This is a genomic window from Castellaniella sp., from assembly GCF_049650445.1.
In the GTDB taxonomy this organism is placed as follows: Bacteria; Pseudomonadota; Gammaproteobacteria; order Burkholderiales; family Burkholderiaceae_B; genus Castellaniella.
This window is the reverse complement of the sequence record NZ_JBASAD010000036.1, coordinates 77,987-89,490: the sequence shown is the minus strand read 5'-3', so window position 1 is coordinate 89,490 and position 11,504 is coordinate 77,987. Positions and strand designations below refer to the sequence as shown.

General features: G+C 66.4%; 8 protein-coding genes. All 8 read left to right on the top strand.

All coding sequences use genetic code 11. From position 1 onward, the window contains the following. Positions 1 to 307: YqaA family protein (locus WA983_RS13030; protein WP_424312148.1), on the top strand; the 307-nt coding region annotated here is incomplete at its 5' end. A 125-nt stretch (positions 308 to 432) separates the two neighbouring features. Beyond that, the gene (locus WA983_RS13025) at positions 433 to 4,365 is read left to right on the top strand and encodes a DUF3683 domain-containing protein (protein ID WP_424312147.1); all 3,933 of its coding nucleotides are present in this window, start codon (positions 433 to 435) and stop codon (positions 4,363 to 4,365) included. Between the two features lie 181 nt (positions 4,366 to 4,546). Continuing rightward, the gene (locus WA983_RS13020; RefSeq protein WP_424247498.1) at positions 4,547 to 5,110 is read left to right on the top strand and encodes a GbsR/MarR family transcriptional regulator; all 564 of its coding nucleotides are present in this window, start codon (positions 4,547 to 4,549) and stop codon (positions 5,108 to 5,110) included. After that, entirely contained in the window at positions 5,107 to 6,684 is a 1,578-nt protein-coding gene (locus WA983_RS13015; protein ID WP_424247496.1) for a cytochrome ubiquinol oxidase subunit I, read from the top strand. The genes WA983_RS13020 and WA983_RS13015 overlap by 4 nt, the downstream gene beginning before the upstream one ends. Positions 6,685 to 6,697: 13 nt before the next feature. Beyond that, positions 6,698 to 7,855, top strand: a complete 1,158-nt coding sequence (cydB, locus tag WA983_RS13010; protein WP_424312146.1) for a cytochrome d ubiquinol oxidase subunit II — start codon at positions 6,698 to 6,700, stop codon at positions 7,853 to 7,855. A 10-nt stretch (positions 7,856 to 7,865) separates the two neighbouring features. Beyond that, complete coding sequence (gene cydX / locus WA983_RS13005) at positions 7,866 to 7,994, top strand: cytochrome bd-I oxidase subunit CydX (protein WP_424247492.1); 129 nt, start codon at positions 7,866 to 7,868, stop codon at positions 7,992 to 7,994. Next, positions 7,991 to 9,751 carry a thiol reductant ABC exporter subunit CydD gene (gene cydD / locus WA983_RS13000; RefSeq protein WP_424247490.1) on the top strand — a complete coding sequence of 587 codons (1,761 nt, stop codon included), beginning with the start codon at positions 7,991 to 7,993 and terminating at the stop codon, positions 9,749 to 9,751. The genes cydX and cydD overlap by 4 nt, the downstream gene beginning before the upstream one ends. A gap of 56 nt (positions 9,752 to 9,807) precedes the next feature. After that, entirely contained in the window at positions 9,808 to 11,487 is a 1,680-nt protein-coding gene (gene cydC / locus WA983_RS12995) for a thiol reductant ABC exporter subunit CydC (RefSeq protein WP_424247502.1), read from the top strand. Positions 11,488 to 11,504 lie beyond the last annotated feature (17 nt).

Here is an 11,504-nt window from a genome sequence, read left to right as displayed (position 1 = left end):
GGCCGAAGCCGGGCACGACGCGCCCCCCCTCGCGACGACCCCGACCACGACGGCCTGCGCAGCCACCCCCTCGCCCGGCGGCCGCTGGCACGCCCTGACCGCCCGCTGGTTTCAGCGTTTCGGCCCGCCCGCGCTGCTGCTGTCCTGGCTGCCCGTCGTCGGCGACCCGCTGTGCGCCGTGGCCGGCTGGCTGCGCCTGCCCTTCTGGCCCTGCGTCATTTACATGGCGGTGGGCAAGCTCCTGCGCTACATCCTCATGACGGCCGCCCTGCTGCACGCCTGGCCGTGGATCAGCGGGTGGCTTTGAGCGGCCGTCCCCGCGCCGCTCATTACTTCTCGATATAAGCTCATCCCGAATCAGGGGCGCTTTGCCCTTAAACTAGACAATTGCCCCTCCGGTCCCAGGGGCGCCGCCGATCTCTCGACATCCTCATGAACGCCCCCGTCGCTCGCGAACTGCTCGCATCGCCCCAGGCACCGCGCCTGCGTGAAATCCCCTACAACTACACATCCTGGTCCGACCGCGAAATCGTCTGTCGGCTGTTGGGCGAGGATGCCTGGCGGGTGCTGTCCGAACTGCGCTCACAACGGCGCACCGGCCGCTCGGCCCGGATGCTGTTCGAGGTGCTGGGCGACATCTGGGTCGTGCTGCGCAATCCCTATCTGCAGGACGATCTGCTGGACGACCCCAAGCGCCGCCATCTGCTGATCGAGGCCCTGAATCACCGCCTGTCGGAAATCGACCACCGCCGCGACGACGATCACGGCCCGCGCGACGCCCAGGTCCAGAAACTGCTGGCAGCCGCCCGGACCGCAGTCGCCGAATTCGAGGCCCGCTTCGTGGAAACCGCCGACCTGCGGCAGGCGGCCCTGAAGAAACTGTCCCGCCTGACGCGCCGCGACAACATCCGCTTTGATGGCCTGTCACGCGTCTCGCACGTCACCGACGCCACCGACTGGCGCGTCGAATATCCCTTCGTCGTGCTGATGCCCGACACCGAGGACGAGATCGCCGCCCTGGTGCGCGCCTGTATCCACCTGGGTCTGACCATCATTCCGCGCGGGGGCGGCACCGGCTACACCGGCGGCGCCATCCCGCTGTCCTGGCGCTCGGTGGTCATCAACACCGAAAAGCTCGACGCCATCGGGCAGGTCGAGGCCGTCACCCTGCCGGGTGTCGAATCCCCCGTCCACACGGTCCTGACCGGCGCCGGCGTGGTGACGCGCCGCGTGGCCGAGGCCGCCGAGGCCGCCGGGCGCGTCTTCGCCGTCGACCCGACCTCGGCCGATGCGTCCTGCGTGGGCGGCAACGTCGCCATGAACGCCGGCGGCAAGAAAGCCGTGCTCTGGGGCACGGCGCTGGACAATCTGGCCTGGTGGCGCATGGTGGACCCCCAGGGCCACTGGCTGGAAGTCACCCGCCTGGACCACAACCTGGGCAAGATCCACGAAGTGGACGCAGTCCGCTTCGAACTCAAGTGGTTCGATGGCGCCAAGCGCCCCGGGCAGACCCTGCTGAAGACCGAGATCCTGACCATCGAAGGCCAGCGCTTTCGCAAGGCCGGCCTGGGCAAGGACGTGACCGACAAATTCCTCGCCGGCCTGCCCGGCGTGCAAAAAGAAGGCTGCGACGGCCTGATCACCGCTGCGCGCTGGATTCTGCACCGCATGCCCGCGCACACGCGCACCGTCTGCATGGAATTCTTCGGCCAGGCCAAACTGGCCGTGCCCTCCATCGTCGAAGTCAAGCACTACCTGGACACCCAGGGCCATACCCAGGGCGTGCTGCTGGCCGGCCTGGAGCACCTGGACGAACGTTACCTGCGCGCCGTGGGCTACGCCACCAAGAGCAAACGCGGCGTGCTGCCCAAGATGGTCCTGATCGGCGACATCGTCGGCGACGACGAGCACGCCGTGGCGCTGGCTGCCAGCGAGGTCGTGCGTATCGCCAATTCACGCCACGGCGAAGGTTTCATCGCCGCCAGCCCCGAGGCGCGCAAGAAGTTCTGGCTGGACCGTGCCCGCACCGCCGCCATCGCCCGCCACACCAACGCCTTCAAGATCAACGAAGACGTGGTGATCCCGCTGCCGCGCATGGGCGAATACACCGACGCCATCGAGCGCATCAACATCGAGCTGTCCACCCGCAACAAGCTGCGCCTGGCGGACGCCCTGGAAACCTATCTGGACGGCGACCTGCCGATCGGCAAGGCCGAGGACCCCGACGACGCCGAGCACACGCGCGACACCATCCTGTCCGCCCGCCGCCGCGACGCCTTGGATACCCTGGCCGCCGTACGCCGCCGCTGGGCCTGGCTGCTGGATCACCTGGACGCGCCGCTGGCCGACAGTCTGGACACCCTGTCTTCCCTGGGCCTGGACGCGCGCCGGCCCGAACTGGCCGAGCGCCTGACCGCCCAGCCCGACGCGCGCATCATCGATCTGGTCCAGGATCACACCCTGCGGATTTCCTGGAAGACCGACATCCGCAGCGCCATGGAACGCCATTTCGCGGGCGCCGAATGCGCAGCCGTCCTGGCCGGCCTGCAGGCCACCCACGACCGCATCCTGAAAAGCCGGGTCTTCGTCGCCCTGCACATGCACGCGGGCGACGGCAACGTCCACACCAACATCCCCGTCAACTCCGACGACTACGAGATGCTGCGCGAGGCCAACGACGCTGTGGCCCGCATCATGGGCATCGCGCGCGATCTGGACGGCGTGATCTCGGGCGAGCACGGCATCGGCCTGACGAAATACGAATTTCTCAGCGAGGCCGAACTGGCGCCCTTCCAGGACTACAAGCGCCGCATCGACCCGGAGGGCCGCTTCAACGCCGGCAAGCTGATGCCCGGCGCCGATCTGTCACGCGCCTGGACGCCCAGCTTCAACCTGCTGGGCTACGAATCGCTGATCATGCAGCGCACCGAGATCGGCGCCATCTCCAACGCCATCAAGGACTGCCTGCGCTGCGGCAAGTGCAAGCCGGTCTGCGCCACCCACGTGCCGCGCGCCAACCTGCTCTATTCGCCGCGCAACAAGATCCTGGCGACCTCGCTGCTGATCGAAGCCTTTCTCTACGAAGAACAGACCCGGCGCGGCGTCAGCATCCGCCACTGGGAAGAATTCGAGGACGTCGGCGACCACTGCACGCTGTGCCACAAGTGCTTCAACCCCTGTCCGGTGGACATCGACTTCGGCGACGTGTCCATGGAAATGCGTGCCCTGCTGCGCCGCATGGGGAAAAAATCCTTCAACCCCGGCACGGCAGCGTCCATGTTCTTCCTGAACGCCAAGGATCCGCGCGTCATCAAGGCGACCCGCGCCGCCATGATCGGCATGGGCTACAAGGCCCAGCGCCTGGCCCACGACCTGCTGGCACCCGCCACGAAGAAACAGGTGGCCCACCCTCCGGCCACCGTGGGCAAGGCCCCGGTGCGCGAGCAGGTGATCCACTTCATCAACAAGAAAATGCCCGGCAACCTGCCCAAGCAGACTGCCCGCAAGCTGCTGGACATCGAAGACCCGAACATCGTCCCGATCATCCGCAACCCGACGACCACCGCCCCCGATACCGAAGCCGTGTTCTATTTCCCGGGCTGCGGCTCCGAGCGCCTGTTTTCCCAGGTGGGTCTGGCGACCCAGGCCATGCTGTGGCACGTGGGCGTGCAAACGGTGCTGCCGCCCGGCTACCTGTGCTGCGGCTATCCGCAGCGCGGCAACGGCCTGGCCGACAAGGCCGAGCAGATGGTCACGGACAACCGCGTGCTGTTCCACCGCATGGCCACGACGCTGAACTACCTGGACATCAAGACGGTGGTGGTCAGTTGCGGCACCTGCTACGACCAGCTCGAAAGCTACCAGTTCGACAAGATCTTCCCGGGCTGCCGATTGATCGACATCCACGAATACCTGCTGGAAAAAGGCGTGGACATCTCCGGCGTGCAAGGCGTGCGCTACATCTACCACGACCCCTGCCACACGCCCATGAAGCAGCAGGACCCGATGAAGACGGTGAAATCCCTGCTGGGCGCGGACAATGCGATCAAGACCGACCGCTGCTGCGGCGAGTCCGGCACGCTGGCGGTCTCGCGACCGGACGTGTCCACCCAGATCCGTTTCCGCAAGCAGGAAGAACTGGCGAAGAACACCGCCGCCATCCGCGCCGACGGCTTCCAGGGCGAGGTGAAGATGGTCACGTCCTGTCCGTCCTGCCTGCAGGGCCTGGCGCGCTACGAACAGGACACGGGACTGTCGGCCGATTACATCGTGGTGGAAATGGCCAAGCACCTGCTGGGCGAAAACTGGATGCCGGATTATGTGAAGGCCGCCAACGCGGGCGGCATCGAGCGGGTGCTGGTATAGGGAACCTCTGAACAAAACCTCGCGCCGCGTGCATCTGCGGTCTCGGGCCCTGCCGCGGCGCAGGGCGCTACTTGATATCCACACTCCATAGAGGGGTATTGGCAAATCCCCCGAATTGATCTACATTTGTTTTATTCTGAATTTTCAGTAAATACTGAATTTGATGTAACAAACCAGGATCATGCTTCTCTCACCTCAATCCGAACGGTTCATCCTGCACTTCGGCGAAATGGGCAGCCGTTGGGGCGTGAATCGTACCGTCGGCCAGATATATGCCCTGCTGTTCATCGCCCCGCACCCCGTGCACGCGGACGAAATCGCCGAGACATTGAAATTCTCGCGGTCCAATGTCAGCATGGGCCTCAAGGAACTGCAGTCATGGCGCCTGGTCCGCCAGGCGCCCCGGGTCGGCGACCGGCGCGATTACTACGAGTCGCTGGGCGATGTCTGGGAAATCTTTCGCACGCTCATGGAAGAGAAACGCAGGCGGGAGATCGACCCGACCCTCAGCCTGTTGCGCGACATTCTCCTTGAAACACCCAAGGACGAGGCCGAGACACACGCCCGCCAGCGCATGCAGACCATGCTGGAGCTGATCGAACTGTCCTCCGACTGGTTCGATGAAATCCAGCGTCTGCCGCCGGAAACCCTGCAAAGCCTGATGCAGCTCGGCGTCCGGGTCCAGAAAGTGCTCGATTTCGCCGGCAAGCTTCGCAGTCCCAAACCCTCGGGGAATTCATCATGATCGACTTCGACGTCGTCAACCTGTCGCGGTTCCAGTTCGCCGCCACGGCCCTGTACCATTTCCTGTTCGTGCCGCTCACGCTGGGCTTGTCCTTCCTGCTGGCGATCATGGAAAGCGTCTACGTCATGACCGGCCGCACGATCTGGAAGCGCATGACGATATTCTGGGGCTCGCTGTTCGGCATCAATTTCGCGCTCGGCGTGGCAACGGGCATCGTCATGGAGTTCCAGTTCGGCATGAACTGGGCCTACTACAGCCACTACGTCGGCGACATCTTCGGCGCGCCGCTGGCCATCGAAGGACTCATGGCGTTCTTCCTCGAGGCCACGTTCGTCGGCCTGTTCTTTTTCGGCTGGGACAGACTGTCCAGAATCGGCCACCTCATCGTGACCTGGCTGGTCGCTTTGGGCACGAATCTTTCGGCCCTCTGGATACTGATCGCCAACGGCTGGATGCAGAATCCCGTCGGCGCAGTATTCAATCCCGACACCATGCGCATGGAGATGACCGACTTCGCCGCCGTGCTGTTCAACCCTGTGGCGCAAGCCAAGTTCGTGCATACCGTCAGCGCCGGCTACACGGCGGGCGCCATGTTCGTCATGGCGATCAGCGCCTGGTATCTGCTGCGCAAGCGGCACATCGACCTGGCCAAGCGCTCAATGGTCGTGGCCGCCAGCTTCGGGCTGGCCGCCTCGCTATCCGTGGTGGTGCTGGGCGACGAGAGCGGCTACCTGACCACGGAACACCAGAAGATGAAGATCGCGGCCATCGAATCGATGTGGCAGACCGAACCTCCGCCCGCCAACTTCAATTTGATCGCCGTGCCCAACCAGGCGGAACGCAAGAACGATTTCGCGCTGGAAATCCCCTACGTGATGGGCCTCATCGGCACGCGTTCGCTCACGACGCCCATGCAGGGCATCAACGAACTGGTCGCGCATGCCGAAACGCGCATACGCAACGGCATCACCGCCTATGAAACCCTGCGCCACATCCGCGCCCATCCGGACGATCAGGCAGCCCGCAAGCATTTCGCCGAAATCTGGCCCGATCTCGGCTACGGACTGCTGCTCAAGCGCTACACGCAGGACCTCTCCAAAGCGACGGACGCCCAGATCAGCCAGGCCGCACTCGACACCGTACCGAGCGTGACGCCGCTGTTCTGGACGTTCCGCATCATGGTGGCCGTCGGCTTCTATCTGATCCTGTTCTTCGCCATCGCCTTCCTGCGCGCTTCGCGCGGGCGTCTGGACAGCAATCCCCGCCTGCTGAAAATCGCCCTCTGGAGCCTGCCCCTGCCCTGGGTGGCCATCGAATGCGGCTGGTTCGTGGCCGAATACGGCCGCCAGCCCTGGGTCATCGAAGGCGTACTGCCGACCTACTACGCAGCTTCCGGCCTGACGCTCACGGATCTGGTCATCAGCCTGACGATTTTCCTGGTGCTGTATACCGCCTTGCTGGTGATCGGCGTGCGCGTCATGCTGCATGCCGTCCGGAAGGGCCCCAAAGACGCGCCCCACCCTCAGGACCCGACGGCTTCCGGCATGGCCACGCGGATTCCCTGGCAGGCTTGAACAGGAGAGAGCAATGGAAACCTTGATTCCTCTGGACTACGGCACGCTGCGCATGATCTGGTGGGGCCTGCTGGGTGCCCTGCTGATCGGCTTCGCAATCATGGATGGCTTCGATCTGGGCGTAGCGGCGCTGCTGCCCCTCGTCGCGCGCACCGATGTCGAACGGCGCGTCGCGCTGAATCTCGTCGGTCCGGTCTGGGAAGGCAACCAGGTCTGGCTGATCACGGCAGGCGGGGCCATCTTCGCCGCCTGGCCGCTTCTGTATGCGGCGTCCTTCTCGGGCTTCTACCTTGCCATGATGCTGGCTCTGCTGGCGCTGATCCTGCGGCCCGTCGGCTTCAAATACCGCAGCAAGCTCGAAAGCCCGCGCTGGCGCGGCAATTGGGATGCCGCACTATGCTTTTCGGGGACCATCGCCGCGCTGGTATTCGGCGTGGCCATGGGCAACGTGATCCTGGGCGTGCCCGCAAGCCTCGACCCGGACACCCTGCGCCCCGTCTACACCGGCCACTTCTTCCAACTGTTTTCCCCCTTCGCCCTGCTGTCGGGCATCCTCAGCGTCGCGCTGGTGGCCATGCACGGCGCCGTGCTGCTCGCCTGGCGCACGGATGGAATGGTGGCAGCCCGAGCCCGCCGCTGGGGAGCGGTGGCGGCCCTGCTGTCGATCACGCTGTTCGTGCTCGGAGGATTCTGGGTGGCCTACGGCATCCAGGGCCATGCCATCACAAGCGCCATCGATCCCGCTGCGCCCTCCAATCCGCTTGCCAAGAGCGTCGCTCTCCAGGCCGGCGGCTGGATGCGCAATTTCACGACCTGGCCCGCGATGTGGCTCGCCCCGGCCGCCGGCGTGGGCGGGGCGCTGCTCGCCTCGCTGCTGATGTCCATCGGCCGGGTCGGCCCTCTGGCGTTCCTGGCCTCGTCCGCCTCGTTCGCCGGCGTGATCCTGACGGCAGGCTTCGCGCTGTTCCCCTTCATCCTGCCTTCATCGAGCGAGCCGGCGGCGGGGCTGACCATCTGGGACGCCTCATCCAGCCACCTCACCCTGTGGATCATGCTGCTCGTGACCCTGATCCTGCTGCCCATCGTCACTGCCTATACCGCCTGGGTCTACCGCGTAATGCGCGGCAAGGTCACCGCAGAGTCGATCGACGCTTCCCCCCACGCCTATTGAGGAGTCCGGCATGTGGTATTTTTCATGGATTCTCGGCCTGGGCCTGGCCTGCACGTTCGGCATCCTGAACGCGATGTGGTTCGAACTGCGCGAGGATCGCGCGCAGACTCCGCCATCGGCCCCTGCGGACGCTGAGTGAACAGTCGCTCCAGCCTGGAATATGATCCCGCCATACTCCGGCCCGCGACACCGGACCAGACCCGATGGCTGCGGGATCTGGCACACCTGGCCCGCCTCCCCCTGGCCCTGGCCACAGCCGCCCCGCTACTGGCCGGCGGCCTGCTGGTCCTCCAGTCCTGGCTGCTGGCGCATGCCCTGGAAGCCGGTTTCGTCCAGGGAATCGCTCCCGACGAGCTGTTGGGACCGCTCGCTGCAATCGCCCTGCTGATCCTGACCCGCGCAGCGCTGGCCTGGGCGGCGGAGCGGGCGGGCACTCTGGCGGCGGAACGCATCAAGCATGCCGTCCGCCGGACACTGATGCACACTTTGCTGACGGCCGGTCCCGCATGGACGCGCCGTCAGGTATCCGGTGAACTGGCGGGCGTCGTGGTCGAGCAGACCGAAGCCCTGGACGGTTATTTTTCTCGCTACCTGCCTTATGGGGCTGCCGCCGCCATTCTGCCGGTCGCATTTTCGCTCATCATCCTGCCCGTCGATCTCGTCGCCGGCCTGCTGCTGCTGACGACTGCCCCCCTGATTCCGCTCTTCATGGCCCTGGTCGGCTGGGGTGCGGAAGCGGCCAGCCGGCATCATCTCAAGACGTTCGCCCGCTTGTCGGGGTTTTTTGCCGACCGCTTGCGCGGTCTGTCCACCCTGAAACTGCACGGTCGCGCAGAGGCCGAGAGCGAAGCGGTCGCCGAGGCCAGCGACATCCTGCGCACCCGCACCCTGGCTGTCCTGCGTATCGCGTTCCTGTCCTCCGCCGTGCTGGAGTTCTTCGCTGCGCTCGGCGTGGCGGGCGTCGCCGTCTACATCGGCCTGAGCTACCTGGGCTACCTGGACCTGCGTGGACAGGCCCTGTCGCTCCAGGCGGGGTTCTTCTGCCTGCTGATGGCGCCCGAAGTCTATGCGCCCCTGCGGCAGTTCGCCGCCTACTACCACGACCGCGCCGCCGCACGAGCCGCCGTTGCCCAGATCGAAGAATCCTTCGGCACCCTGCCCGCCATCGACGGGGTCCCGCTGGAACAGCAGATCGGCTCACCCGATGTGCGGCACCCGCCCGGACCGGCCGCCGGCATCGCCATACACGCCGGCCCATTGCGGCTGAGCCTGCCGGATCGAACCGGACCGATCCTGGACGGCCTGGCGCTGTCGATCCAGGCGGGCGAACACGTCGCCCTGCTGGGCAGCAGCGGCGCAGGCAAGACCACCCTGCTCGAAATTCTGGCGCGGCTCCGGACGGCCGAAGGCCCCCTGAAACTCGACGAGCGCCCCCTGGCGGAATGGCCGGAGGCACACCTGCGCGACCAGGTCGTCCTGATTGGCCAACGCCCCTTTCTGCTTCAGGGGACGATTGCCGACAACATCCGGCTCGGATGCCCTGACGCAAGCCCTGCGGAAGTCGCCGACGCCGCACGACGCGCCTGCGTGACCCCATTCGCCGACCGCCTGCCGCGCGGCCTGGACAGCAGGATCGACCCTCGCGGCCATGGCCTGTCCGGAGGACAGGCACAGCGCGTCGCCCTGGCGCGGCTGTACCTGCGCAACCCAGGCCTGATCCTGCTCGACGAGCCGACCGCCCATCTGGACGACGACACTCGCGCAGCCGTTCTGGACGGCCTCCTTTCCTTCGCGCGCGGGCGCACCTTGCTGCTGGTCACGCACTCTCCCGCAGTCGCACGAACACTGCCCCGCCGCATCCTGCTTGCCAACGGCCGCATCGAGGCAACGGCATGAATCCACCCTCTCAATCGGGGCGCCTGTCTCCGGAAGCCCATCCAGGCGATCACCCGATGAGCCGCCAGCACCTCTTGCGCCAACTCTACCGCCGTCATTGGCCGAGCCTGGCCGCCACCATCGCCCTGGCCCTGCTGACCGCCGCGGCCGGGGCAGGCCTGCTGGGTGTGGCTGGCTGGTTCCTGACCGGTGCAGCCCTGGCCGGCGCCGCCTCGGCAAGCGCCGCCCAGGCCTTCAACCTGTTCGTGCCATCGGCTCTGGTGCGTGGATTCTCGTTCATCCGCATCGGTGCCCGCTATGCGGAGCGCCTGGCCGGCCATACGGCGACCTTGCACCTGCTCGCGGAACTGCGCGGCACACTCTTTCGATCCTTGGCCCGCCTGTCGCCGCGCCAGCTCGCACGCTATCGCGCCGGCGATCTGGTGGCACGCCTGACATCGGACGTGGACGCGCTCGATACACTATTCCTGTCTCTGATGGCCCCGCTGCTGACCGCCCTGACGGCGGGGTTGGTCATGACGATCTGCCTGGTCTGGCAACTGCCGGCCGCCGCCTGGATCGTCGCCACGGCCTTCCTGGCCGCCTGCCTGCTGGTTCCAGCCGTCCTGCTGTACCAGGCCAAGGCGCCGGGCCGGACGGCGCAGGACAGCGCGGCTCAATTGCGAGCCGCGGTACAGGAAGCCGTCGAAGGCCATGCGGACATCCTCGCTCTGTCGCTCTCCGCGTCCGTCCGCCTGCATTTCGACGCCGCCTGCAGCCAGGCATCCCGCGCCCGCAACACCCAGGCCGGCCTGAGCGCCATCGGTCAGAGCGCGATCCACGCAGCCACCGGCGCCGCCATGCTGGCCATCCTGTGGACAGGTCTGGATGCCGTCGAACACGGCCTGCTGCAGCCCCCCCTGCTGGCCGGATTGCTGCTGGCCGCGCTGGGCCTGTTCGAGACCATAGGCCCCGTCGTACGCGGTGCGACCCGGATGGGCGCGACACTTGCGGCGCTGACCCGTATCGAGGCCATCACGGGCGCGGAATCCGATCTGCACGACCCGCCGAAACCCGTCAAGCTGCCGCAGACAGGCACACTGCAAGTCCGGGGCGTACGCTTTGCCTACCCGGAGGCTCCGGACAGAGTGATCCTGGACGGCATCGATCTCGACTTCCCCCCTGGCAGCCGCACCGCCCTGACCGGGATCAGCGGCTCAGGCAAGTCCACCCTGCTTCACCTGCTGCTGCGCATCGACGACCCCCAGGCAGGCAGTATCTGCTTCGGCGGCATCGACGTACGCAACTGCGCCCAGGGCGACTTGCATCGCCGCATCGCCCTGCTGGCTCAGGACGCGCCGCTATTCCTCGGCACGATACGGACCAACCTGCTGATCGGCGATCCGCACGCCGATGGCGGAGCCCTGTGGAACGCCCTCGAAGCCGCTCGCCTGTGCAGCTTCGTCCGCAGCCTGCCGCACGGCCTGGATACCTGGATCGGGGAGACGGGCGCCGGGCTTTCTGTCGGTCAGGCACGCCGGCTGGCCCTGGCACGGGTCCTGCTATCGCCTGCGGACGTTCTGTTGCTGGATGAACCGACTGCGGGTCTGGACGCCGGCACGGAAGCAGAATTCCTGGCCGATCTGCCCCGGGCGACCCGAGGCCGCACCGTCGTCCTGGCCACACATGCGGCCCTGCCGGCCGGTGCCGTCGAACGATCGATTTCCCTGGATGCCCCGTCCGAAGCCCCGGCCTGAGTCCCGATGGTCTGGAG

Excerpts from the sequence above, each read along its gene's own strand:
- WA983_RS13015 (WP_424247496.1), top strand. The coding sequence starts at position 5,107 with ATGATCGACTTCGACGTCGTCAACCTGTCGCGGTTCCAGTTCGCCGCC.
- cydX (WP_424247492.1), top strand. The coding sequence starts at position 7,866 with ATGTGGTATTTTTCATGGATTCTCGGCCTGGGCCTGGCCTGCACGTTC.
- cydC (WP_424247502.1), top strand. The coding sequence starts at position 9,808 with ATGAGCCGCCAGCACCTCTTGCGCCAACTCTACCGCCGTCATTGGCCG.
- WA983_RS13025 (WP_424312147.1), top strand. The coding sequence starts at position 433 with ATGAACGCCCCCGTCGCTCGCGAACTGCTCGCATCGCCCCAGGCACCG.
- WA983_RS13020 (WP_424247498.1), top strand. The coding sequence starts at position 4,547 with ATGCTTCTCTCACCTCAATCCGAACGGTTCATCCTGCACTTCGGCGAA.
- cydB (WP_424312146.1), top strand. The coding sequence starts at position 6,698 with ATGGAAACCTTGATTCCTCTGGACTACGGCACGCTGCGCATGATCTGG.